The organism is Cytobacillus sp. Bac17 (genome assembly GCF_024519925.1).
In the GTDB taxonomy this organism is placed as follows: domain Bacteria; phylum Bacillota; class Bacilli; order Bacillales; family Cytobacillaceae; genus Cytobacillus; species Cytobacillus pseudoceanisediminis.
Genome location: NZ_JALJRC010000008.1, coordinates 139,896 through 164,855, shown reverse-complemented (window position 1 = coordinate 164,855; position 24,960 = coordinate 139,896). Strand labels below are relative to the sequence as shown.

Sequence of the window (24,960 nt, the reverse complement as noted above, 5' to 3'; positions counted from 1 at the left end):
TTCCCGCTATTTACGTAATTGAAAAGATTGAAGAAAATAATCTATCATAATGACAATATAGGATGTCATTAATCCAAATACCACACTGATCAGGTGCAGCTTATCAGGGTATTCCAGAGCGATCATCACAGCAAATACTGCTGTAGCCATTCTGGATACCGTTCCAAGTGAACGCACCTTCTCGCCTCTCTCGACTGCCTCTCCAAACTGCAGCGCCTTTCGTGAAATCAGCCACAAATTGAACAGGCTTAAGCTTGTACCAAATATCAAGCCCAGAAAAATAGATTGATAAGGTGTAAACCCCCAGCCGAGAACGTATACAGACAACAAAAGGAATATGTATTTTCGCTGTCTTTGAAAAGTTACTTTGATTTCCGGCATGATGTTCATTCTCCTGTGAAGAAATGTTGGATTAAGCGAAGCATGGCGTAAATCCCGGCGCCCAGTCCAATGAACAAACCGACCAATAGGAATAACGGCTCTGTTCCTGCCTTGCTGTCAAGCCACCTTCCGGCGAAAATGCCAATGAGCGTGGAACCTACTAACTGAGAAAGAATGGCGGACATTAAGGCCATCGCCTTAAATGGGTTGCGGTCTTTTTGACGCATAAAAACGCATCCTCCCTTAAGAGAATGGTAAGTGGGTTTTGAGGCCATAATTAATCATATTAACATCATGCAGAAGTGGGAAATATGTCTGCACAAATATTTTGAAAACCCTATCATCTTTTACCCTTTGTAAGCATACAATAGGGCTTTGTCAATGTCAATGCGTTTGGAGTGAAAAAGTTCACAAACAAAAAGGTAAAAATATGGTATGTTCACATATTTATCACATTTAATTTTTGGATATCTATTGAAAAAGGAGCGAGTTTCTGCATCGCTCCTGAAAACGTTTTATTTTAACATTATCACTTACTTTGAGTGGTCCGCTTGTTTGCCGAAGGTTCCGGGTCCCCAAGCTGCCCATCCGGCCTCACAAATAGGTAGGTTTCAATCCAATCTTCCTTGCCGGCTTTTTTGGCAAACACCTTTGCAAGGTACAGCCCAGGCCCAGGAAGCTTATCTGCCGGAATTTCCTGCAGCAGCTGTCCTTTGCCTGCATTTCTTTTCCAGTCAAGAAATCCCATGAAGCGGAGGCTTTCCGAATCAAACATGGCAATTCCGAACTCTTCTGCCCCGCCAGGAAGATACACTTCATAGCGATACGTGCCCGGCTTATCTCCTTTGCCCAGTCCGAATCCCATCACCCTTGGATAATCCGGCTCTTCAAGCACATAAAGATAGGGAATTCTGATGCTTTCGGCACCTGCCTTCATAAGCAGGTACCCATCATAGATCTTTTTCTTTAAAAGAGTCGGGTCTGCCGACATTTTGATTTCCACCTTTTTCTTATCACCTGGGTTTAATTGAAATGTCATAGGCATTTCCCAATTGATGCCCTGTGCCTTATAAGGTACAGAAAAGGAGTAGGTCTGCGTTTTCTCACTAATATTTTCAACCGCTATAAAACTGCTGTGTTCATGCAGCCTGTCTGCGATCTGAAATTTCCCAAACTGCAGAGAGGCCGGGAGGACAAGCGTTTCTGCTCTCAGCGCTTGATCAAGCTGGATTCTGCCTGCTCCCTGCTCATAAGTTCTATATGTTTTTCCTTCTGTATTCATAAGAAGCTTAGCCGTATTCATAAGTACTGCCTTAATCCGTTCCGGCCCCCATTCGGGATGAGCCTGTTTCAGGATGGCACAGGCCCCTGCGACATGCGGAGCGGCCATGCTAGTCCCCTGCAGCGGCAGGTAACCGCCAGGAATGGTGCTATTTATGGCGACTCCAGGTGCCACAACATCCGGCTTGATTTCCCATGTTGATGTAACGGGTCCGCGGGAACTGAAGTCAGCCAGGATATCCCTTTCTTCTATTATATTAGTCCGGGCAAGGAGTCTTCCTTCATTAATGTTCTTCTTGAGCTCCTCTCCTTCTTCCTTTGATAACGCCGCTACCGGAATTGGAACACCACTGTCCAGATTGCCAAAGAACCTGCCTTTTGTATTATTAAAAATAATGATTCCCTCTGCTCCTGCTTCCATTGCATGGACTGCCTTATCAGTAAACGTTAGTTCCCCTCGTTCCACTAATACCATTTTCCCTTTGGCATTCTTCAATTCTTCAGGATGACCGAGTCCTCCATCGACCAATTCATAGGATCGGTCAAATTCCCAATCCTTTGACCCCTGCAGCAAATCAAGACGAATTTCCCGCCCGCCTATGCTCAAAAATGGCACCTTCATTGTCGGTGTTGAGGCTCCTACAGAAATGGCCTTCGCCGCTGTGCCCGGTGATCCGACCGTCCAAATATTCGGGCCCGAATTACCCGATGAAGTGACAGCCGTTATTCCCTTTTCAACTGCTTTATTAAGGGCCATGCTTATCGGAAGGTCAGGTCCGTTCACGTTATTTCCCAAGGAAAGGTTTAACACATCTACTTTATCCTTTATTGCCTGTTCGATGGCCGCTATCACCTGTTCTGTTGTTCCGCTGCCGCCTGGTCCGAGAGCCCGGTAGGCGATAATGGTTGCTTCAGGTGCAACCCCTTGAATTCTGCCATTTGCCGCAATGATTCCTGCGACGTGAGTGCCGTGCAGTGTGCCTTGTCCCCCTGCAGCTTTTGTTTCCATCGGATCCTTATCATTATCCACCAGATCATGTCCGCCGCCATAGCTCCTTCGCAAGTCTGGATGATTATAATCGATGCCGGTATCGATTACGCCCACTTTCACACCCTTGCCTGTGAGTCGCTGATTATCTCTGTCATAATAGCCTCTGGCACTAATTCCGCCAATCAGCTTGATATTGTCATCGGAATGTACATGATAGGTATTAACCGGTGAAACAGAAGATACTGACTCTATCTTTTGCAGGCTTTGCAATGCAGATTGCTTTCCTATAACTGAAAAGCCGTTCAACGCCTGATTGAATGTATGCCTAATTTGCAGATCAGGATTTTGATCGATCATTTTCTTAATCCCCTGTTCGTTCTTCGCATCTTTCAGAACGACGATAGCCACTTTTTCTATATCAGGTGACTCTTCCGGAATAGGAGGGTGTGAAAGTGTCCGGGCCAAAACAGTACTTTGACTCCAAAAGAAGGAGATGAATGTTAAGATTAGCAAGAGTTTTTTCATAAGAAAACCCACCCTCTTTTTGTTTTAGGGTGGGCTGAATAGGTGCCATGTATGCGTAAATTGATATAAAATAAACGGCTAGTTCAAGGATTCATAAACAATATTAGCTACTTCTTTTGAAAGAGCGCCTGTGCTTCGGTATGATCCGCTTGGCAAAGGACCATTGTTTTGTTTGTTCGTAAGCAGGATAATCTGGAGGTTTTCCTTTGGATCTATAATAACCTGGGTTCCAGTAAAACCAGTATGGCCAAAGGCTATGTCAGAATAGTGATCTCCCATATACCAGCTTTTATCCAGCTCCCAGCCATATCCCTGGCCAAAACGCTGAGGAGAGGTAAAGATATCAATCACTTCTTTATCATACATTTTGGTTTTTCCATATGTTCCGCCATTTAACATGGTCTGGCCCAATACGGCAAGGTCCCTTGCTGTCGAAAATAAACCGGCATGGCCAGCAATACCTTTATTGCCATAGAAGCTATTCCCATCATTAACTTCTCCAATTAATGTGTAATTTCTCCAGTATTTAAACATATCCGGACTTTCTTCAACATAGTACCCAAAATTAGGGTCATCAATCATTTTATATTCATAAGGATTCCCCCAGGAAGTAGCTGCAAATTTATGTTTGAAATGTTCAGGAGGAGTAAACATCGTATCATGCATTTTTAAGGGATTATATATATTTTCCTCTAAGTATTTATCCAATTTTTGTCCACTTATCTCTTCAATTAAAAAACCCAGCATCATAAAGCTAAAATCACTATATCTTCTGTCCGTTCCAGTCGGGTATTCAAGGGGCAGCTGGTTTATATAACTCAGAACCTCTTCCGAATTGTCAGCATATAGGTATGTCGGTTTCCAAGGAGTCAATCCTGAGGTGTGTGTCAGCAAGTCGGCTATTGTAATATCTTCTTTTCCACGCTGAGCAAACTCAGGTATATATTCAGATACCTTGTCATTGACTGAAAGTTCACCGTCACTTACCAGTTTCATAATGCCCTGAGTTGTTCCCATCACCTTCGTAACGGAAGCAAGATCGAAGATTGTTCTCTTTTTCATTTTTCGGGGATTACTGAGTAATTCCCCCATATCGTATTTTTGTGCATATCCATATGCTTCCTCTTTGACGGTTTTTCCATCCTTTGCCACAAGAACTACTGCACCGGGTGTAATACCATCCTCAATAGCCTCCGTAATTGCTCTATCAATACCCTTTAATTTGACAGGATCAAAGCCAGCCTTTTTCGGATCAGCATGACTTAATTTCTGCCCGGACCGTTCTGTGGCATTCACCATATTTCCAGAAAATACTGCAGAACTTAAGGCTAATGCCAATACTATTAACAATATCTTTAACCTTTTCAAATTTTCATCTCCTTTATAACCAATATACAATATTTTGTATAATTAATATTATCTATCTTTCAATCGATTATCAATATAGTTTTTAGTATTTTCAGAAAATAGTACTTTTAGATTATCACGAAAAAAATAAGCCATCAAATAAATGATGGCTTACTCCCTTTATGTATTAGAATAGCTGATTCGGTTCAAGTTTCCCCTTTTGGATTAACCGGTCACGCTTCTTATCTCTCCACATATCCGTTAGCGTCGCAGCTATTAATAATAATGTAAGCAGAATTCCTTTTCCTTCTGCCAGTTTAAATACCAGGGCGATAAAACCTTCGGACATGAAGGTATTCATTAATGAACCCAGCAGCATGATGATCCAGACAATTAATGCTCCTTCTACTACGGCTAATGCTCTCATTTATTCGACCTCCCGAGTATTTAAAATCATTATGCCAATACCCTGAAGACAGCAGTCTAAACGTACATCTAGCAATTTGGGATTGCCTTTACTTTCCAAAAATCTTCTGCCAGATGCTTTTGCTTTTTTCAGCTTCTAATGCACCGGCTACTTCTTCTACAGACTTTTGTGTCGCCATCAGTTTTTCATAGAGGGAAGTGACTTTTTCGCTCTCTTTTTCATATCCTTGTGCATGGGCATTTCTTAAATCTTCAATTGTGAGTTTGAGCTCATGCACCTCATGTATCAGCTGTTTGTTTTGTTCTCTGATTTTATTTTGGGTTAGACGGGATTGTTCATTTTGCTGAACGAGAAAGCTGACCAGCTTTTTCATATCTGTCAGTTCTGAATTCACATTCACCAATGAGGTGGTGCTGCTTTCTTCCTCATCTTCCACTGTAATGATCACTGGGATTCCTGCATCCTCAAGCTTTGCTGTGACTTCCTCTTTTTTTAACCCATCTGAATACAATTTCCGGATGAATTTAAGCTTTTCGATTTCGGAAGCCTGGATTTTATAGCGATTGTGTTCTTTCCGATAATTTATGTATTCTGCATGCTCCTGCAAATAGCGCTTTAAGCTATTCTCAGGTATGTCCGGAAGTGCTTCTTTGAGCTCCTTCATTGTCAAATACTGATTTGCCAACGTCCTCAGCACCTTTCTTGGTATCTTGCCGATTCACCCAGCCCCTCTGGGCATTACCTATGACTAACCACCTAACCGCCAACAAAACCACCATCAATATTTTTGAGGTGAATGCCCCATCAACGAAGCTATTTCTGTTGTCTTTCTTCAACCGTGACCAGACCAACGAATCACTTTGAAACATCTAGAAACACTAATATATCAACAATTTGCAAATAACCATCCAACCATCAACATGTTAACCGCTTACTACTTCAGCGCGAATTATACTTTCATTTCTTCTATACTCTATCATAACTTTTCCAGCTTTGCGGGGAAAGAGACTTTTAACATAATTATTGATTAATACTATAAAAATCCATCTACTCATGATCACCCACCCAACCACCAACATATCAACCATGTAATTTTGCAGTAGTTTGACACTCTTCTCCCCTCCCCTTTATAGAAAAGAACAGAAAAATGCACCTCCTTTTAAGAGAGGTGCATAATACTAATATTAATTGCAGAACTGTTAAAATCTCATTTTAAAAAATGTGATAGAAAAAAATTTTATTTTGTTCCGAATAAACGGTCGCCTGCATCGCCGAGACCAGGAACAATATAGCCTTTTTCGTTCAATTTTTCGTCTAATGCTGCAATATAGATATCAACGTCAGGGTGAGCTTCCTGTACAGCTTCTACCCCTTCAGGGGCAGCAATCAGGCACATGAATTTAATGTTTTTGCCTCCGCGCTTTTTAAGAGAGTGGATGGCTTCAATTGCGGAACCGCCAGTTGCAAGCATTGGGTCAACCACGATGAAATCTCTTTCTTCCACATCACTTGGAAGTTTTGCATAGTATTCAACCGGCTGCAGTGTTTCCGGGTCGCGGTATAAACCGATATGGCCCACTTTGGCAGCTGGAATCAGCTTCAAGATGCCGTCAACCATTCCAATTCCTGCACGCAGAATAGGGATAATTCCTAACTTCTTACCTGCTAGTACGCTGGACTTCATCGTGCTGACTGGAGTTTCTATAGTAATTTCTTCTAAAGGCATATCACGGGTGATTTCGAATGCCATAAGTGTTGCCACTTCATCGACAAGCTCACGAAATTCCTTTGTTCCCGTACTTTTTTCACGAATGTATGTAAGCTTATGCTGAATTAATGGATGGTCAAAAACGTAAACCTTTGCCATGATTATCTCTCCTTTTCAATATGCAGATTAGTCGAACCACACTTCGTCTAATTTTACAGAAAAACAGTTCCATCGGCAACTATGATTCGCTTTTGTTAAAGAAAAGTCATTTTTAAAAGAAAAGCGTAAGCGCCTCGTTCACCTAAGGAACGCAGGCTAAGAGCGTCACGTCCTGTGGCAGCGTCTGCATGACCCGCATCCTCCCAAAAGCTGCCGCTTTTGTTCGTGCGAGGATTATGCTGACGAAGCCTTCCTTGTCCTGCGGGCCTCAAGCATAAGACGGTTCCTGTAAGAAGCCATTTTTCCTTTTGAAAGGAAACGGGCTTAGACCTAGAGTCCCTGGAGCCCCAGCTAGACAAGCTTGTAACCTCGAGGGGGCAGGCTGCTTGCGCCAGACAGTTCTCGAAGTTCGAAATTTTCTTATATAACCATACAAAAGCCGGCCTCTTGCTGTGGCCGGCTGACTGATTAATATTCAGGATATAAAGTGAAGCTGCCTGTTAAGGCTTCGACGCGCTGAGCCGCTTCTTGAAGCTTCCCTTCATCTTCATGATTCTTTAGTGTGAAGGCAATAATGGATGCAATTTCCTGCATTTCTTTTTCGCCAAATCCGCGGGAAGTAACAGCCGCTGTTCCGATGCGGATGCCGCTTGTCACGAATGGGCTTTCCGGATCGAAAGGAATCGTGTTTTTGTTGACTGTAATGCCGACCTCATCAAGTACTTTCTCAGCTACTTTCCCTGTTAAGCCAAGGGAACGGAGGTCAACTAACAGCAAGTGGTTGTCTGTGCCTGCCGATACAAGGTCAATTCCTTCAGCCTGCAATGCTTCAGCCAGCTTTTTGGCATTAGAAATAATATTGCCTGCATATGTTTTGAATTCTTCCTGAAGCGCTTCGCCGAAGGCAACTGCTTTTGCCGCAATAACATGCATTAAAGGTCCGCCCTGGATTCCAGGGAAAATGGATTTATCAATTTTCTTCGCATATTCTTCTTTGCAGAGAATCATGCCGCCGCGCGGTCCACGTAATGTCTTGTGCGTGGTAGTTGTAACAAAGTCCGCGAACGGAACCGGATTCTGATGAAGCCCAGCAGCTACAAGGCCTGCAATATGAGCCATATCAACCATCAGCATGGCACCGACTTCATCGGCAATTTCACGGAAACGCTTGAAGTCAATTTCACGCGGATAGGCACTTGCACCCGCTACAATTAGCTTCGGTTTATGCTGACGGGCCTTTTCAAGCACATCATCATAATTGATGCGATGTGTTTCTTTATCCACCCCATATTCGACGAAATTGTACTGCACGCCGCTGAAATTAACTGGGCTGCCATGAGTTAAATGACCGCCATGGGATAGATTCATGCCAAGAACAGTGTCTCCCTGTTCAAGGACAGTGAAGTATACAGCCATATTTGCCTGTGCACCTGAGTGCGGCTGCACGTTCACATGCTCTGCTCCGAAAATTTCTTTCGCACGGTCACGTGCTAAATCTTCGACTACATCCACATGTTCACAACCGCCATAATAGCGTCGGCCTGGGTAGCCTTCAGCATACTTGTTTGTTAAAACAGAACCCTGTGCTTCCATTACCGCTTCACTGACAAAGTTTTCAGAAGCGATTAATTCAATCTTTGATCTCTGGCGTCCCAATTCTTCCTGAATCGACTTGAAAACCTGCTCATCCTGCTGTGCTAAATGCTTCATAAGAATCCTCCCTTTTCTCCAACACACTTTTAATAAAGGAAAGCTTTGTTAAGGCTCTCCATTTTTATGTATCGATCTTTTTGTGAAAATTCTTTTTCATTTTAGCATGTTTTCCGAAAAAGTGACAGGCACCTATACCAGTTTGATGAAGTGGTATAGGTGCCTGTCGCCATCCTTTTATTCCCAGTTCCAATAATCCACTTCGCCAAGGTATGGCGCACGGATTTGCTTTTCTTCTTTTAGCTTTAATAGCTCTTTTACCGGGCCGGTAACGACTGCTCCATAGACAGTGAAGCCGTTTTTTTGCAGATATTGATGACGTTCTTTCAGATGATCCAGTCCTAAAAAGTTTTCATAATAGCTTTGAGATTCATTTTTTAACAGGTTTTCCATCTGTTTCAGCATCAACTTTTTATTTTCTTCCATAAATTCCTCATTAAGAGCCAATTTCGACTCTGACATATAATCTTCTCCTGCTTCCCTTCCTCCAGTCAGACCATAAATGGATGTTAATTCGATTGAGTTGCCTCCGCTTCCATACCCCGTCTGAAATTCCTTCAGTTCCCCTGTATAGAGCGGCATCCAAAGGACTTCCAGGTCATAGGGCTCTAACAAGGTCAGAAGATCTTCAGGTTCCATGAATGACTGTGTGGAAAATGCCATTTCCGCCACAGTCCCGTCGTGTATTTTGTCAAGAGATGCCCAAACACCTGGTTTCCCTTCAGCTGATAGCTTTTTTCCGCTTTTCGGATTTTCAGGCAGGGAGAAACGGTAAATGTTTTCGTTTTGCGGCTTATATTTCTGGATTTTTAAGGTTGAATACGAATTTAGCAGTCTTTTCTCAATGTGAACCTCCCCGATTGTTTGAGATTCACGGCCAATCTGGCGGGAAATCGGGTAGGATATTTTCTGTGTCAGAAATGGAGTTAGTTCTTTGTTAACAAAACCGCCAAAACCCTCATATAGATTCGGATGCTTCCAATCAAGAGCTACCTTGCTGTAAAATACATGCTTCTTTTCACTATTGGCGGCATCGGATAATATATTCACGGCCATCATATAAACCCAGAACAAAAGCAGACAGGCAGCGATGACCTTCATTACTCTGAATGTTAAGGTAAAACGGTATTTGGCCATGATTTTCTTTTCGCGGTCTTTGTTCCAGTCAGTCATGTTTTTCCCTCCAATGTTCATCGGCGAGCTGTGTCAGCTTTTTCCGGGCCCGATGCAGTGTCACCTTTACTTGATTTTCCGATAGATCCAGCGCCTCCTGGATTTCACTATAGCTAAAAGACTCAAATTCTCTTAAATATAAAATGGACCGATACTGTTCCGGCAGGCAGCTCATAAGGTCTGCCACTCTTTTCTTCGATTCTTTATTTAATGCTTCATCCTCCGGCAGCCCATAGGGACTTGTTATTTCATCTCTGGAAAATAAATAGCCGGCAAAAGGAACCTTCTTTCTCCTCTGCCGTTTCCTCCATTCATCCAAATAGGCGTTCCTTGCTACTTTGAATAGCCATGCCCTTACATCTTCCTGTTTATAGAAAGAGAGAGAAACCGTTGCCTTAATGAATGTTTCCTGAGTTAAATCCTCCGCTGTTTCCTTGGAGCCTGACATTTTATATAAATAGTAATAAAGCGGTCTGGCATAATGCCGATATAAATCATCCAGCCTATCCCGCCTGTTTTCTTTCAACGGTTTCTCCCCCTTTCTCAAGAAAAGCTGCACTTTATACACGTTCTTCCTTCCTGAATGTTACACGTTCCATAAAAAAAAGTGACAGGCACCTATACCAGTTTGATGAAGTGGTATAGGTGCCTGTCACCCATAGAGTTTAACTGCATGATTCATTTTCTGGTTTACGTTCATAGATCGCCCGTGCCCCGCCGATCAGTTTCGGCCTGGTTTTGGCCATGGTGACGTGGGCCTCGCCCACTGATTTTTGTGAGGTCCTGATCGGAACGGCTACATGCTTCAGATGCATGCCGATCAGGGTGTCGCCGATATCAATTCCCGCATCTGCCTTGACAAACTCTACCATGACGGGATCTTTGAAGTGTTCATAGGCATATGCTGCCATCGCGCCGCCGGCCGTGCGGTGAGGGATGACGGTTACTTCATCCAGGCTTTTTGCTTCAGCAACAGCCCTCTCAACTACGAGTGCCCTGTTCAAATGTTCACAGCATTGAAAGGCGAGAGCTGCCCCCGTATCCTTGTGGAGCTTGTCCAGACGTTCAAAAATCATTTCAGCCACTTGTTCCGTTCCGGCTGTGCCGATTCTTTTCCCGGCCACTTCACTTGTGCTGCAGCCAACTACTATAATATGCTTTTCTCTTAGAAGTACTTGTTCGCTAAATTCACGAATGATTATATCCAGTTCTTTTTTCCATTGTTCAATCAAAATGCTCACCCTTTCGGAAGATTCACTTCGTTTCGTAAGCTGTAATCTTTCCTACACGGTTTTCATGGCGGCCGCCTTCAAATTCCGTTGAAAGCCACACTTTTGCAATTTCACGAGCCAGGCCTGGGCCAATCACTCGTTCACCCATAGCGAGGATGTTGCTGTCATTATGTTCACGGGTTGCTTTGGCACTGAATACATCGTGCACAAGCGCACAGCGAATTCCCTTCACTTTGTTAGCGGAGATGCTCATGCCAATCCCCGTCCCGCAGATCAGAATGCCTTTATCGAATTCCCCTCCTGCTACCTTTTCAGCAACAGGCAATGCATAATCCGGATAATCTACTGAAGTTTCGCATTCACAGCCGAAATCCTCATACTCAATGTTCATTTCATCCATTAGGCTTTTGATTTCCTCGCGGAGATTAAGTCCGCCATGGTCTGATGCAATTGCAATTTTCATTATGAAACCCTCCTGTTTGAAGCCCGCTTTATTTTGACATTATGCTTTTATTTTGACACAAAACATTGAAAATATAAAGAAAGGGAGCTGCATTTTGGGCTCCCTTAAAGTTTAAACTTAGTAATTGTGCTATTTAATTTTTCCGCTTGTTCTTTAAGCTCGATGGCCAGTCTTTCTACATTTCCAATCACAGCAGTCTGATGCTGAGTGGCTGCTGAAACCTCCTGTGCGCCTGCTGATGTTTCTTCAGCAATCGCCGCAACTTCCTGGGATTGTGTGGATGTAAGCTGTATTCCCTCCATCTGGTTATCAACCAAGCCTGAAATAGCAGACACAGATGCAGCCATTTCATTGACCACTTTCGCCATTTCTTCAATCACTTCGTTTGTTTTCGTCCCCTTTTTCACTTCATTATTAGCAGTCTCCACTTGATAAGAGATTTGCGTGACAACATTGCGGACCTCTTCCTGAATGTTTTTTATCAATTCTGAGATGCCCTGCACTGCCTGTGCACTTTCATCTGCAAGTTTACGCACTTCCTCAGCGACTACGGCGAACCCTTTGCCATGGTCCCCCGCACGGGCTGCTTCAATGGAAGCATTTAAAGCAAGAAGGTTAGTCTGCGCTGCAATATCACCGACAAGCTGAATAATCTGCTCCACTTTCACGGCATTTTGTTCAAGGCGCTTCACTGTCTGCAATGATTCCTCATTATCGCGGGCCAATTTTTCTATACCTGAAATAAGTGAATGGATCACTTTCTTTGATTCCATCAAGTCCTGAACCATCTCGCCGGAAACATTTTGTGATGCTTTTGCTGTATCCTGGACCTCCTGAGCAATTCTCAGGACATCTTCCATTGATTCAGCTGTTGATTGAATGGAAACCGCAGAACTATCTGCTCCCTGGGAAATTTCGCTAATGGTTCTAGCAATCGAATCTGCCTGCTCTGCAGCTGCTGAAGACTCGGAAGACATCGCAATGACCTTTTCATTCGTTTCTCTAAAATTCTCGTCAATTTTATGGACCATATCCCTTAAATTGAAAAGCATATGATTGAATGCAATGCCCAATGAACGGATTTCATCATCTGACTTGGAAAGCTCTGCGTCCTGGCCGATATCGCCATTGGCAGCCATGAGTGCCGTTTTTTCAAGTTTCTGTAAAGGTTTGATAATGAAACCTGCAGCAAAAAAAGCAAGAACACCTGACCAAAAAATACCCATTCCTAAAGTTATAATAGTAAAAACAGCCTCTCCAAATGGAAGCATTTCTTCAATACCAGGAAATAGAAAGTAAAGAAATATGGCACTTGTGGTGTATGTAATGATGGCCAGCGATGTGATAAAGAATACGAGCTTTTTCCTAAGGCCAAACTTATAGCCCTTTTTCTCCCCCATTATGTTGTCCCCCTGATTAATCTGGTCTCTTTACGCGATCCAACATTTGTTCAATCGCTTCTGTCAGATCTTTAAATGTATTTCTATATATCTCAACCGGTCCCCCATATGGATCGATAATATCTCCCGCGGCTCCGGCAAACTCTTTTAGTGTGAAGGTTTTGTCTTCCGCATCAGGAAACATGGACAGAACGGTATTTTTGTGGCCGGCTGTCATTGTTAAAATATAGGTCGCCCAGTCAATTAACTCTTTACTCATACTGGAAGACTGATGCTGCAGCGGTATCCCATGCTCCTCCAGCACACTTTTTGTATGCGGGGACGCCTCGCTGCCGTCTGCTGCAAAGACTCCAGCCGATTTCACTTCTACACCCGGGAGCGATTTGCTTTTTAAAATGGCTTCTGCCATCGGGCTTCTGCAAGTATTTCCTGTACATACAAATAATATTTTTGTCACAGAGATACTCCCTCCTTATATATCGGTCTATAACCATAAAATTTTATTCAAATATTTCAGTTTGCACTTTTCTTACATTATAAGTCAAAATTCCCATAACACCTATAGCTCCCTTGCAAAAAAAGAAAAAGGGCGACCCGCACCCTTTCCATTTTTCACAAAATATTAACATTTAAACACAGGCTCACTTTTATAAAAATAAGAGTTTTACCCCGAAGGCAAGGAGGATGGCACCACCGAGCGCCTCGCTGTAGGAGCCGATCCAGCTTTGTACCTTCCTGCCAGTGAGGAGGCCAGCCCATGTGAGGATGGTCGCCCCGGCTCCGAAGAACACGAGCACAAGCAAGGTTTTGGCACCGTAGATTCCGAGGCTGAGGCCTACTGAAAAACTATCAAGGCTGACGCTCAAGGCAAAAATCATCAGCCCTATGCCCACAGGGGTGATTAAGCTGTCTTCATCATCCCTGAAGCTTGACCAAATCATCTGCACACCTAATAATAGGAGCAATCCCCCGCCTGCATAACCGGCAATGGCTCCGAATGTATTTGATAGAAATCGGCCTGCTATCATTCCCAATAAAGGCATCCATACATGGAAAAGTCCAATGGTGATGCCGATTTTTGCTATTTGTCTGAGGCGGAGTTTGTACATCCCCATGCCAAGACCTACCGAAAAGGCATCCATCCCCAATGCGAATGCCATTAGAGCCAGTGTTAAAATTTCCCCGATCATTACAGACATTTTTCCGCCTCCTTGGACTTGCTAATTCAGCATATGCACGTCCAGACGGTTTTAGAATGCCGACCGTTTTCCAAAACAAAAAACCGCCTCATGACGAAACGGTTTCATTATCTATCTCCTAATGACCCTGTGTCCTGCTGCTTTCATCAGGCGGTTCATGATTGCGTGCCCGACACCTTCACCCGGGAACATCTCACAGAAAATAATATCAGCATTTGTTGTGTTGAAGTATCTTAATGCTTCATAGAGCGAGCTGGCCACGGTTTCAAGCTTATCCCGCTGTCCGCAGGCATAGATAAAATCAGCGCGATAAAATTCCAGATTTTCCGATGTTGTCAGAACCCCCACAGAAAGGCCTTCCTTCTTTTTATCCTCAACAAAATACTGGATGTCTTCTTTTGTTCCTTCTACTAGATAAAGCGGAGCATCCGGCGCATAGTGACGGTATTTCATGCCGGGAGATTTTGGTGCCTGGCTTTCATCCGCTAATGCAGGATCTACGATGATCTCGCCTACAGCCTCTTCAAGCTGTTCTCTCGTAATGCCGCCTGGCCTTAAGATGACAGGCACATCACCTGTACAATCCACTACGGTGGATTCCACGCCAACGCCTGTCGGACCTCCATCCACTAATCCAGCTATTCTTCCATTCAAGTCTTCCCACACATGGTCAGCCGTTGTCGGACTGGGCCTTCCCGAGCGATTCGCACTTGGAGCGGCAATTGGCAATCCTGTTTTATTCAGCAACGCCAGGGCTACTGGATGATCAGGCATTCTCACAGCAACTGTAGATAAATCTGCCGTTGCATAATGGGAAAGAACACCTGCCTTTAGATTAAAAATGAGCGTAAGCGGTCCCGGCCAAAATCGATCCATGAGCGCCTGCGCATTTTGCGGAATTTCGGTTACAAAAGCATCAAGCTTGCCTTTGTCAGCAATATGAATAATCAGGGGATTATCACTCGGACGTCCCTTCGCCTCAAATATTTTTCTGACCGCTTCATCATTTTCCGCATTCCCGCCTAATCCATATACGGTTTCTGTGGGGAAAGCGACCACTTCATTTTTTTTTAACAGATCGGCAGCTTGTGAACACTGTGAATAACTATCTTCTTTATCCACACTGTTATCCACCGACCATCTTTTTGTAATCATTGTTATCCACCTTCACAAAAAATGTTTTTTTGCTGTCAAAATTCCTATGTTTTCGACATTTTTTTGAACATTCCTTTGGAAAGTATAGTAGAAGAAGCTGGATAACTCAAGTCTTATCCACAAATTGTGTATAAATAAGAGGTATTTGTGTATAACTTTAGCAAGATACCCACAATTCACATGGATAATTTCAAAAAGAAAGAGTTATCCACAGTCATGATATGCTTAACATGCTCCGACTCGAATAAAACTTCCGGCAAGTGGGCTGTTTCTTCCTGTTTAAAGCCAAGCAGGCTGAAAAATGCCAGCGAGTTTCTTTTATTTGATGCGAGATATAAGGATTCCATGCCCCGATCCCTTGCCAGCAATAATATTTGCTCAAACAAAATAAATAGATCTTTTTCAGATGCTGTGGATGTCATCACAAGTGATCTCAAAAGACCGATCTTTCCATGGGGTTCAATTCCCAGGGTAGCCTTAATATCCCCGGAATCACTCTCCATAATCAAAAAATATTCGATTGCTTCCCTTATCCCATCCGTACTTAAGTTTGCCGATTCCAGAAAAGATGCCAGATTCTCCACATCTGAAGCATCAGCACATCTCACTACACCTGTTTCCATTTCTTCACCCCATTTTCTTATTGTCACTCTATGAATATGAAAAAATAGAAAAAGTAGAACTAGATTTGAAAAATATTTCAGGATGTGAGAGAAAGATTACTGTAAAACAAAACACGGCAGCTGTCTGAATTCCGCTGCCGTGTTTATATTACTATCATATGCAATTTTTCTGCGGCGGGTTTAGTCGTTCGAGTTGCCGCCTTTTCTGCCGATTTCTTCGTAGAAATCGCGGTCATGGTTTTCACTTGTTGCTTCTCCGCCTTTGCGTCCAATTTCCTGATAGAATTCCTTGTCATGATTTTCTGCTGTCGCTTCTCCGCCTTTTTGGCCAATCTCCTGATAGAATTCACTATCATGATTTTCCGCTGTTGCTTCTCCGCCTTTTTGGCCTATTTCCTGATAGAAGTCCTTGTCATGGTTCTGGCTTGTTGCTTCTCCGCCCTTTTGGCCTATTTCCTGATAGAATTCCTTATCATGGTTGCGGCTTGTTGCTTCTCCACCCATGCGTCCTCTTTCCTCACGAGACATTTTATCGTTGTTATTATTGTTGTTTTTAGCCATTATCTTTCATCTCCTTTTTGTTTATGTTTTGTTGTTACACTACTTTAAATATCCGTTTTTAGTAGAATCAAACGCATGAAAAGAAGATGTTAAATGCTTGTCTTAAATGTAATTTGATTTCCAGTTTTTATAATGATTCTAAAAAAGAAAGACCTTGCTCTGCAGCAAGGACTAACCGAAGATTTTCTCCCATATTTCAGCTAAAAAGAATTTTACTTCCACAGGTTCTTCATCTTCTTCTGTATAAACAGGTGCTGTTTCTTTTTCGGAATCTGTATCAGCAGCGATTTCTTCTGCTTTTACTTCTCCCATCTTTTCTCCTTCTTCAAAGCCTTCGCTTACAGCCACACCGTTTGAGAAATCAAGGAAGCAAAGAGGCGGGAAAAGCACACACCACCAGTTGGCTCCTTTTCCTTCGCCAAGAGTGATCAAGATCGCTTCGTATTCGCCAGCCGGATATAAAAACTGTCCGTATAATTTCGTCGGGAAGCTGACTTTTCCAAAGTCGGCATTTACTTTCTGATCAGATCCTTCATCAGCTACAACTTCTTCAGCAATCTTTTGAATCTCAGGCAATCTGGACTGGATCAGTTCACGTGCATCTTCGATTGAAGTTAAATCTGCCACCCACTCAGTGATCTCTGCATTTATTGCGTCCCTTACTTTCCTCTTAATCGCCTGGTCTTCTTCATTATCGCTGTTGGCCAGAATGCGCAGCCTGATTGCCTCACTTGGTATGACCATCGGCTCATCTGCCGTCACTTCTGTTTGCGGTATATATAAACTTAAAATGGTTCCTAAGGATAAAATCAGTACATATAATTTCACAATCGTTTTTGTATTCATCATTTCCGGCACCATCCCTTCACTATCCACAGTGTGGACAGGTTGCCAGAATCTTAAACTATTAAAATTAAATTTTTTTATAGTATTCTGATGCAGTGCCTCTCACCTAATAAAAAACCGCCACGCGGCGGCTGTGTTACTCTATTTCCGCAAAAACCATCCGGTCTTTGCCGTTAATGTCATAGACTGTTTCCACATTTGCCTGCGGGAATGCCTGCTTCAGGAGTAATGAAACTGCTTCACTTTGGCCGGCACCCACCTCGAAGCCGATGATGGCACGGTCTTTGATGACAGCTGGCAGCTCTTCCATGAAGCGCCTGTATAAGTCCAGTCCGTCTTCACCCGCAAAGAGGGCGCGGTGCGGTTCGTGCTCGGTAACTATATCTGACATCCACTCGATATCCTTTTCCGGTATATATGGAGGATTGGATAGAATGATATCAAATTTCTTCCCTTTTGAAATAAGAGGCTGGAGAAGGTCACCCTGATAAAAATCGATTTCCGCGCCATTCTGTTCTGCATTTTTCTCAGCCAGTTCAAGGGTTGGTCCGTAGATATCTGTGGCCGTGACATTTAATTCCGGTTTTTCAAGCTTCATCGTAACGGCAATCGCCCCGCTGCCTGTGCCGATGTCTGCCATTTCAAGTCCATTCACAGAGCCGAACAGCTTATTTATCTTCTGCAGAGCGTTATAAACCAGTTCTTCCGTTTCTGGCCTTGGAATAAGTACATCTTCATTCACCTGGAAGGCGCGCCCATAGAATTCTTCAGAGCCGATGATATACTGAACAGGCTGGCCCGCAGCGTGTGATTGCACTGCCTTCTGGAATTCATCCAGGACTTCCGGATTCAAATCTTCACGTAAATTAGCCAAAAAGCTTGCCCTGGTCATCTTCATAAAATGCTGCAATAACAGCTCACCGGCATTCTCATCGCGGTTTGACTCTTTTAAAAAAGAAGAAGCCCAGTTGAGGGCTTCATATACTTTCATAGTTGGATTACTCATTGGATGCACTGTCCAGCTTCGCAGATTGCTCTTCAACGATCAGCGCGTCAATAACCTCATCGAGCTTGCCTTGAAGGATCTGATCAAGCTTTTGGATTGTCAAGCCGATGCGGTGATCCGTTACACGGTTTTGCGGGAAGTTGTACGTCCGGATACGCTCAGAGCGGTCTCCGGTACCAACTGCTGATTTACGCTGCTGGTCATATTCGGCCTGTGCTTCCTGCTGGAATTTATCATAAACACGGGCACGAAGAACTTTCATCGCTTTTTCTTTATTTTTAATCTGTGATTTTTCATCCTGGCAGGATACAACCGTACCTGTCGGCAAGTGAGTCAGACGAACAGCTGACATCGTCGTGTTAACACTCTGTCCGCCCGGTCCGCTTGAAGCAAATGTATCCACACGGATATCTTTTTCATGAATGTCAATTTCCACTTCTTCTGCTTCAGGAAGAACCGCAACTGTTGCAGTTGAAGTGTGGATGCGCCCGCCGGATTCAGTTTCCGGCACACGTTGAACACGGTGTGCGCCATTTTCAAACTTAAGCTTGGAATAAGCGCCATTTCCGTTGATCATAAAGATGATTTCCTTATAGCCTCCAACGCCCGTAGAGCTTGCCTCAATGACATCGATCTTCCAGCCCTGCGTCTCGGCATAGCGGCTGTACATACGGTATAAGTCACCTGCAAATAATGCAGCTTCATCACCGCCGGCTGCACCTCGGATTTCCATAATAACGTTTTTATCATCATTAGGATCTTTAGGAATGAGGAGGATTTTCAGACGTGCTTCCAGATCCTCTTTTCTTTCCTCAAGCTCGGACAATTCTTCTTTTACCATTTCGCGCATTTCGGCATCAAGCTTCTCTTCAAGCATGGCACGCGCATCCTGATACTGCTCTTTCACTTCTTTATATTCGCGGTATGTGTCCACAGTTTCCTGAATACCAGACTGTTCTTTTGAATATTCGCGAAGCTTTTTCGGATCATTGACAATTTCCGGATCGCTCAAAAGCTCATTTAATCTTTCATAACGGTCCTCGACAGATTGAAGACGATCAAACACAGCCATTCACCTCAATTTTTTATCCAATAACCGCCGGATATTGTCCCAGCGGGGTATAGTTTCATTTTATTTAAAGCCGTAACTCCATAACATTCTAATTATAGTATAGGTGATTGTTGCAGTCAAAACCATTCGGGAATAAGGATGACTTCTTCCCTGTTAATAAATTTTCTGAAAAATCATTGCGGATTTTTGTGATATCCGATATATTGGTTTTATGAAAAACAAAAACATTACACCCATCAAACGTTTGTCCCTTAGAGATGAAGTATACGAAACAATTAAGAAAAATATTATCCAGCTTGATTTTGAACCGGGTTCGCGCCTTCATGACAAGGAACTGGCAGAAGACTTTGGGATCAGCCGCACGCCTGTCCGGGAAGCCTTAAAACGGCTTGAGGATGAAGGGCTTGTTGTATCGACGCCCGGTTCATCAACCCGAGTCACCCCTCTAAATGAAGAAGGTGCCAGCCACGCCTTTCCTGTGGCAGCTTCCCTGCATGCTTTAGGTGCCAGGCTTGGCGTTCCCCGCTTAGTGCCAAGTGATTTTAAAAGGCTTGAGGCAGCCAATAAAAATTTGGAGGCCGCTATGAAAAAACAGGATATTCTTGGTGCAGTAAAAGCAGATGAAGCCTTCCACGAGGTTTATCTTTCTGCTGCAGATAATCCCGAAATTATCTCAGCATTAAAGAGAATTATGCCCAAAATTCAGCGTCTGGAAATTGCTCAATTCGGATCTATGAATGGGCTGAAATCTGTTGAACAGCACAAAAAAATTATGGAAGCTAGCAGGCAAGGCCAGGAGCAGCTGGCATCCAGACTGGTGGAGGAAAACTGGCTGAGCCTTGGCGGGCTTTTAACAGGGAAATGAGGTGAACTCGCATGAAGGCTATTCTATTAGGCGTTTGCTCCGCCTTCTTTTTTGCTTTTACATTTGTTTTGAACAGGGCAATGGAAATGGATGGCGGGAGCTGGCTGTGGAGTGCATCGCTCCGCTATTTTTTCATGATTCCCCTCTTGGGTGCCATTGTGGCATTCAGAGGGAATTTACGGCCATTATTTACTGAGATGAAAAAAGCTCCCGGACAATGGCTGTTATGGAGCTTTGTTGGCTTCGGTTTATTTTATGCTCCGTTATGTTTTGCAGCAGCCTATGGTCCCGGCTGGCTGATTGCCGGGACCTGGCAGATTACGATAATATCCGGCTCCCTGCTTGCACCGCTGTTTTTCGTTGCATATCGAACTGGAAAAGGAACTGTTAAGGCTAGAGGAAAGGTACCATTTCGCGGTCTGATGATGAGCCTGATCATTCTTCTTGGAGTTGCTGTGATGCAAGTCGAGCATGCCTCCTCCATTTCATTTCGGGATACCATGCTTGTAATCATTCCTTTAGTTATCGCATCCTTTGCCTATCCATTAGGCAACCGCAAAATGATGGATGTGTGTGAAAATCGGCTGGATGCCTACCAGCGTGTGCTCGGAATGACAATTGCCAGTCTTCCGTTCTGGGTCATTCTTTCTGCAGCTGCCATGGCAACAAGCGGAGTGCCCAGCTTTGGCCAGGTCACTCAGTCCGGTTTAGTCGCCCTTTTTTCCGGGGTCTTTGCCACGGTGCTTTTCTTTGCAGCCACTGACCTTGTCCGCGGCAATATGCAAAAACTAGGGGCGGTGGAAGCAACCCAGTCTCTCGAGGTCCTTTTTGCTGTTCTCGGCGAAGTGCTGCTGCTGTCAAGCCCCCTGCCATCTGGAATTTCTTTGACAGGGATGGCACTTGTGATCATCGGCATGGTGCTGCACAGTTATGTAACTTCAAATAAAGTAAAATTAAAAAGAAAGGCTGCGTAAAAAAAGGCCCTAGGTAAGCAGGGCCTTTTTTATGTGCGGTCTTCCTGAACCTTTACTTCAATGTGATAAGTCGGAAGAGCTTTAATGAGATCTTTGTGCAATTGTGCCTGTGAATCAATCTTTTCCTGGTGGGTCATATTGCCTTGTCGATATGCAGTCACCCACATATCCTCTCCATTTACCCAAACAGCTCCCGGGCGATACCCCTCGTGAGCAGCAACGACCTTGCGGGCCTGGTCGATATCATCCTGATTATCCAGACGTTTGCCGTCAAAATTGATAAAGTTTGGGTTCTGCTCTCCGCTCATCGTCCTGTCCAATGTATCATTGTCCTCTGTACGGTCCAGATCATTATTTATAAATGAAACTCCATCCTGGGTCTCATGGTCATACTCACTCTCAGTTGCCTGATTGTTGGCACAGCCAGCCATAAAGGCGAGCATTAAAAGGAAAACACTAAGTTTTTTCATTACTGCACCTCCTTTTTATAGCATGTCCGCTATTAGGAGGAATGTGCAGTCCAATATAAGGCAGAGCTGGGGTAGTGAAGGATTTGAGTTTAGCGCTTTAACGTTCGGCGGCTTTTTTCGGCTTCCCTTTCGTTTTTCGGCTTCATGAGGCGGTCATGGCAACCTTTTTCCAGCTTCCTTTTCGTTTTTGGGCTTCATGAAGCCTTCATGGCGACCTTTTCTTTGCTTTCCTTTCGTTTTTGGCTTCATGAACCATTCATGCCGACCTTTTCCCGGCTTCCCTTCTGTTTTTGGGCTTCATGAGGCGGTCATGGCGACCTTTTCCGGCTTCACCAACCGGTCATGGCGACCATTTCTGGCTTCGCTTTCATTTTTATGAGCCGCTCATGATTAAATTTTTAATTTCGCCTTCCGTTTTCCTTTTCCTGCACCATAAAAAACCCCACAAACAAAAAAACTGCCCGGAACATGCCAGGGCAGAGAGATCGTTTAGTATAAAATTATGATAAAAACTCGGTTGTTTTATGTTTGTCTAGAACATTTGGCGACTTGGGAACTTCATGGTGATGGCGGCAGCGCGGTTCATATGCTTCTGATGCGCCGACCAAAATAACCGGGTCATCATATGAAGCTGGCTTTCCATTGATCAGGCGCTGTGTACGGCTTGCAGGTGAACCGCAAACGGCACAGACGGCTTGAAGCTTTGTAACCAATTCTGCTATCGACATGATGGCAGGCATTTGGCCAAACGGCTCCCCGCGGAAGTCCTGGTCAAGTCCAGCCGCGATGACACGATGTCCGCTGTCAGCCAGGTGCTGAATGACTTTTACAATTTCATCATCAAAAAATTGCACTTCATCAATCGCAATCAAATCAATGTCAGCTGTAATGTATTTAAAAATATCGGTAGACTGGGAAATGGGTCTAGCTATGACCGAAGTTCCATTATGTGAAACGACAGCTTCATCACTGTATCGGTTATCGATCTGCGGCTTAAATACAGCGATTTGCTGCTTGGCGAATTGAGCTCTGCGCACACGGCGAATCAGTTCTTCTGATTTGCCGGAAAACATGCTGCCGCAAATGACTTCCACCCATCCGTGATGATTCATAACGTACATGAACGGCCTCTCCTTCCTCGTTCTAACTAATAGAATGGCTTGTTATCATTATTTTATGAAGAAAGGGTCGAGCTGTAATTTGTATTATACTCCGCTTTTTTCAAGGCAAAAAAGTCCACTCAAAACAGTTCTTCATATCCAATAAGGCTTATTTTGCAATAAAAAACAGGCAAGATAGTTAACTTGCCTGTTTTTGTTGTTTATTATTTTTGTTCTGACTTAATGCCGTATTTCTTATTGAAACGGTCAACACGTCCGCCAGCTTCAGCGAATTTTTGACGTCCAGTATAGAATGGGTGGCACTCAGAGCAAGTTTCAACGCGGATCTCTTCTTGAACAGAACCGGTTTCGAACTCGTTACCGCAAGCACATTTCACCATTGCTTTTTTATAGTTAGGATGAATTCCTGATTTCATTCTTTTCATCTCCTTCCGCCCTGAATCATTCGAAACAGAGTTATATATTACGGGCAATCATGAATTGCCGTAAACTTCAAAAACACACTGTCATCATTATAACAAGTCCATGTATATTTTGCAATATGCGAATTCCGCATCCTGGAATTTCCAGAATGCTGTGTTTGCTTATTAAAGGCGTCCGCTGATTTCCGCTTTCCGCTCCAACCAACTCAGTAGAGTAATTTAGATTACTGCAGAAAACAAACTTAACATAAACAGCGTTTCTAAATAGCTACATGAGCATTCAAGGTTATTAAGAACGCTTAGCCTTCATTTCTTCTGCCAAGTTAGCAAAAAACTCTTCGTTCGATTTTGTCTGTCTTAGCTTGCGAAGCAGTTTTTCAGCAAAATCCGGTGAATCGGACATGGATTTGCGGATTGCCCACAGCTTGTCCAGATGATCTTTCTTTATAAGAAGTTCTTCTTTGCGCGTTCCGGAACGGCGGATGTCGATGGCCGGGAAGATTCTTCTTTCAGCCAAGGAGCGGTCAAGGTGCAGCTCCATATTGCCTGTCCCCTTAAATTCTTCGTAAATAACGTCATCCATGCGTGAACCCGTGTCAACGAGTGCAGTTGCCAAAATCGTCAAGCTTCCACCCTCTTCAATGTTACGCGCTGCACCGAAGAAACGCTTCGGACGGTGGAATGCAGCCGGGTCAATACCGCCGGAAAGTGTTCTTCCGCTTGGAGGAATAACCAGGTTATACGCTCTTGCCAGTCTTGTAATGCTGTCCATCAAAATAACAACATCACGCTTGTGCTCAACCAGGCGCATAGCGCGTTCAAGAACGAGCTCGGCCACTTTAATATGGTTTTCAGGCACTTCATCAAATGTAGAGCTGACCACATCGCCTGCAACTGAACGCTCGATGTCTGTTACCTCTTCCGGGCGCTCGTCAATTAATAAAACAATCAGTTCCGCTTCCGGGTGGTTGGTTGTAATGCTATTGGCAATTTCTTTTAACAGCATGGTCTTACCTGCTTTTGGCGGCGCGACAATCAGACCGCGCTGCCCGAATCCAACCGGTGCAAGCAGGTCCATAATTCTTGTAGACAGCTGTCTTGTACCTGTTTCCAGTTTCATATGGCGGTTTGGATATAAAGGAGTCAGACCAGGGAAGTGAACACGCTCTTTTGCTGATTCCGGATCATCGCCATTTACGGCTTCAACTTGCAAAAGGCCGAAATAACGCTCATTTTCTTTTGGAGGACGGACTTTTCCTGAAACCTTATCTCCGTTTCTCAAGTCGAAACGGCGAATCTGGGAAGCAGAAATATAAATATCCTCAGAGCTTGGTGAATAATTGATTGGACGAAGGAAGCCGAATCCTTCTGACTGAATGATCTCCAGGACACCTTCCATGAAAAAGTAGCCTTCCTGCTCTGCTCTTGCTTTCAGGATGGCAAAAATCAATTCTTTTTTCGATAACTTGCTGTAATAAGAAACTTTATATTCACGGGCAAGTTCATAAAGCTCTTTCAGCTTCATATTTTCTAAACTTGAAATGTTTAAACCCATTTTTACACCACACTTTTGAAATTTTCAATCATTTCCTCCATATGCAGCTGTACAAATAATGGACTTTATATGAAAGGAAAGGGAAAGATACTTGAGGCACTGAAAATAGCTGAAGAATCTATCATTATGTTCTTAATTAAAGGTTTCGAGGAATGGAACGGTTTATTGTCCGTTTTTCAGTTGATATTGGAGGCATCCTCTTCTCCGAAATGCGTAAGCGCCTTGCCTGACCCTCGGGGGGAGGCGCTGGAGCCAGTTTAAAAAACAATCTCTATTTTACCCCTTAATATGAAA

At 43.8% G+C, this 24,960-nt stretch carries 28 protein-coding genes; 2 read left to right on the top strand and 26 right to left on the bottom strand.

Features of this window, described 5'->3' with window-relative positions:
- Positions 1–6 precede the first annotated feature (6 nt).
- The 22 genes from NR125_RS12670 to prfA form a co-directional block, all read right to left on the bottom strand.
- Positions 7–381 (bottom strand): ATP synthase subunit I, encoded by a 375-nt coding sequence (locus NR125_RS12670; protein WP_009332224.1) that lies wholly within the window; start codon positions 379–381, stop codon positions 7–9.
- Positions 382–386: 5 nt separating this feature from the next.
- The gene (locus NR125_RS12665) at positions 387–608 is read right to left on the bottom strand and encodes an AtpZ/AtpI family protein (RefSeq protein WP_009332225.1); all 222 of its coding nucleotides are present in this window, start codon (positions 606–608) and stop codon (positions 387–389) included.
- Positions 609–910: 302 nt separating this feature from the next.
- Positions 911–3,178, bottom strand: a complete 2,268-nt coding sequence (locus NR125_RS12660) for a S8 family serine peptidase (RefSeq protein WP_284951564.1) — start codon at positions 3,176–3,178, stop codon at positions 911–913.
- A 78-nt stretch (positions 3,179–3,256) separates the two neighbouring features.
- On the bottom strand, positions 3,257–4,546 hold the full coding sequence (locus NR125_RS12655; protein ID WP_071159501.1) for a serine hydrolase: 1,290 nt from the start codon (positions 4,544–4,546) through the stop codon (positions 3,257–3,259).
- Positions 4,547–4,712: 166 nt separating this feature from the next.
- The gene (locus tag NR125_RS12650; protein ID WP_009332231.1) at positions 4,713–4,952 is read right to left on the bottom strand and encodes a hypothetical protein; all 240 of its coding nucleotides are present in this window, start codon (positions 4,950–4,952) and stop codon (positions 4,713–4,715) included.
- 88 nt (positions 4,953–5,040) lie between these two features.
- A complete protein-coding gene (locus NR125_RS12645; protein ID WP_009332239.1) occupies positions 5,041–5,637 on the bottom strand; it encodes a hypothetical protein in 597 nt (198 codons plus the stop codon).
- A gap of 238 nt (positions 5,638–5,875) precedes the next feature.
- Positions 5,876–6,007, bottom strand: coding sequence for a hypothetical protein (locus NR125_RS12640; protein ID WP_256815451.1), 132 nt, complete (start codon positions 6,005–6,007; stop codon positions 5,876–5,878).
- Between the two features lie 182 nt (positions 6,008–6,189).
- Positions 6,190–6,819, bottom strand: coding sequence for a uracil phosphoribosyltransferase (gene upp, locus NR125_RS12635; protein WP_009332241.1), 630 nt, complete (start codon positions 6,817–6,819; stop codon positions 6,190–6,192).
- Positions 6,820–7,287: 468 nt separating this feature from the next.
- Positions 7,288–8,529: a serine hydroxymethyltransferase gene (locus NR125_RS12630; RefSeq protein WP_071159499.1), complete on the bottom strand. Its 1,242-nt coding sequence runs from the start codon at positions 8,527–8,529 to the stop codon at positions 7,288–7,290.
- A 177-nt stretch (positions 8,530–8,706) separates the two neighbouring features.
- Positions 8,707–9,702, bottom strand: a complete 996-nt coding sequence (locus NR125_RS12625; protein WP_071159497.1) for an anti-sigma factor — start codon at positions 9,700–9,702, stop codon at positions 8,707–8,709.
- On the bottom strand, positions 9,695–10,228 hold the full coding sequence (locus NR125_RS12620) for a sigma-70 family RNA polymerase sigma factor (protein WP_071159509.1): 534 nt from the start codon (positions 10,226–10,228) through the stop codon (positions 9,695–9,697). The genes NR125_RS12625 and NR125_RS12620 overlap by 8 nt, the downstream gene beginning before the upstream one ends.
- A 139-nt stretch (positions 10,229–10,367) precedes the next feature.
- Entirely contained in the window at positions 10,368–10,934 is a 567-nt protein-coding gene (locus tag NR125_RS12615) for a TIGR01440 family protein (RefSeq protein WP_009332250.1), read from the bottom strand.
- Positions 10,935–10,956: 22 nt separating this feature from the next.
- The gene (gene rpiB / locus NR125_RS12610; protein WP_009332252.1) at positions 10,957–11,397 is read right to left on the bottom strand and encodes a ribose 5-phosphate isomerase B; all 441 of its coding nucleotides are present in this window, start codon (positions 11,395–11,397) and stop codon (positions 10,957–10,959) included.
- Positions 11,398–11,501: 104 nt separating this feature from the next.
- Complete coding sequence (locus NR125_RS12605) at positions 11,502–12,797, bottom strand: methyl-accepting chemotaxis protein (protein ID WP_217035419.1); 1,296 nt, start codon at positions 12,795–12,797, stop codon at positions 11,502–11,504.
- A gap of 16 nt (positions 12,798–12,813) precedes the next feature.
- Positions 12,814–13,254, bottom strand: coding sequence for a low molecular weight protein arginine phosphatase (locus NR125_RS12600; protein ID WP_019380606.1), 441 nt, complete (start codon positions 13,252–13,254; stop codon positions 12,814–12,816).
- Positions 13,255–13,444: 190 nt separating this feature from the next.
- Positions 13,445–13,996 (bottom strand): manganese efflux pump MntP, encoded by a 552-nt coding sequence (locus tag NR125_RS12595; protein ID WP_009332258.1) that lies wholly within the window; start codon positions 13,994–13,996, stop codon positions 13,445–13,447.
- A 111-nt stretch (positions 13,997–14,107) separates the two neighbouring features.
- Positions 14,108–15,151 (bottom strand): L-threonylcarbamoyladenylate synthase, encoded by a 1,044-nt coding sequence (locus NR125_RS12590; protein ID WP_256815450.1) that lies wholly within the window; start codon positions 15,149–15,151, stop codon positions 14,108–14,110.
- A 176-nt stretch (positions 15,152–15,327) separates the two neighbouring features.
- Entirely contained in the window at positions 15,328–15,774 is a 447-nt protein-coding gene (locus tag NR125_RS12585) for a GNAT family N-acetyltransferase (RefSeq protein ID WP_019380603.1), read from the bottom strand.
- Positions 15,775–15,954: 180 nt separating this feature from the next.
- Positions 15,955–16,335, bottom strand: a complete 381-nt coding sequence (gene gsiB / locus NR125_RS12580) for a glucose starvation-inducible protein GsiB (protein ID WP_009332264.1) — start codon at positions 16,333–16,335, stop codon at positions 15,955–15,957.
- Positions 16,336–16,506: 171 nt separating this feature from the next.
- Complete coding sequence (spoIIR, locus tag NR125_RS12575) at positions 16,507–17,181, bottom strand: stage II sporulation protein R (protein ID WP_254786621.1); 675 nt, start codon at positions 17,179–17,181, stop codon at positions 16,507–16,509.
- A gap of 136 nt (positions 17,182–17,317) precedes the next feature.
- Positions 17,318–18,172 carry a peptide chain release factor N(5)-glutamine methyltransferase gene (gene prmC / locus NR125_RS12570; RefSeq protein WP_009332268.1) on the bottom strand — a complete coding sequence of 285 codons (855 nt, stop codon included), beginning with the start codon at positions 18,170–18,172 and terminating at the stop codon, positions 17,318–17,320.
- Between the two features lie 7 nt (positions 18,173–18,179).
- Positions 18,180–19,253 (bottom strand): peptide chain release factor 1, encoded by a 1,074-nt coding sequence (gene prfA, locus NR125_RS12565; RefSeq protein WP_019380601.1) that lies wholly within the window; start codon positions 19,251–19,253, stop codon positions 18,180–18,182.
- Between the two features lie 217 nt (positions 19,254–19,470).
- On the opposite strand from prfA, the gene NR125_RS12560 reads away from it, so the two are divergent.
- Together NR125_RS12560 and NR125_RS12555 are read left to right on the top strand one after the other, a co-directional pair.
- Positions 19,471–20,124, top strand: a complete 654-nt coding sequence (locus NR125_RS12560; RefSeq protein ID WP_071159486.1) for a GntR family transcriptional regulator — start codon at positions 19,471–19,473, stop codon at positions 20,122–20,124.
- An 11-nt stretch (positions 20,125–20,135) separates the two neighbouring features.
- Complete coding sequence (locus NR125_RS12555; RefSeq protein WP_009332274.1) at positions 20,136–21,098, top strand: DMT family transporter; 963 nt, start codon at positions 20,136–20,138, stop codon at positions 21,096–21,098.
- 29 nt (positions 21,099–21,127) lie between these two features.
- Here NR125_RS12555 and NR125_RS12550 read toward each other — a convergent pair whose 3' ends face one another.
- From NR125_RS12550 to rho, 4 genes are all read right to left on the bottom strand, one after another.
- A complete protein-coding gene (locus tag NR125_RS12550) occupies positions 21,128–21,568 on the bottom strand; it encodes a putative periplasmic lipoprotein (RefSeq protein ID WP_009332276.1) in 441 nt (146 codons plus the stop codon).
- Between the two features lie 500 nt (positions 21,569–22,068).
- Positions 22,069–22,689 (bottom strand): thymidine kinase, encoded by a 621-nt coding sequence (locus NR125_RS12545; protein ID WP_009332277.1) that lies wholly within the window; start codon positions 22,687–22,689, stop codon positions 22,069–22,071.
- Positions 22,690–22,892: 203 nt separating this feature from the next.
- Entirely contained in the window at positions 22,893–23,105 is a 213-nt protein-coding gene (gene rpmE / locus NR125_RS12540) for a 50S ribosomal protein L31 (protein WP_009332279.1), read from the bottom strand.
- A gap of 295 nt (positions 23,106–23,400) precedes the next feature.
- The gene (rho, locus tag NR125_RS12535) at positions 23,401–24,666 is read right to left on the bottom strand and encodes a transcription termination factor Rho (protein WP_256815449.1); all 1,266 of its coding nucleotides are present in this window, start codon (positions 24,664–24,666) and stop codon (positions 23,401–23,403) included.
- Between the last annotated feature and the right edge of the window lie 294 nt (positions 24,667–24,960).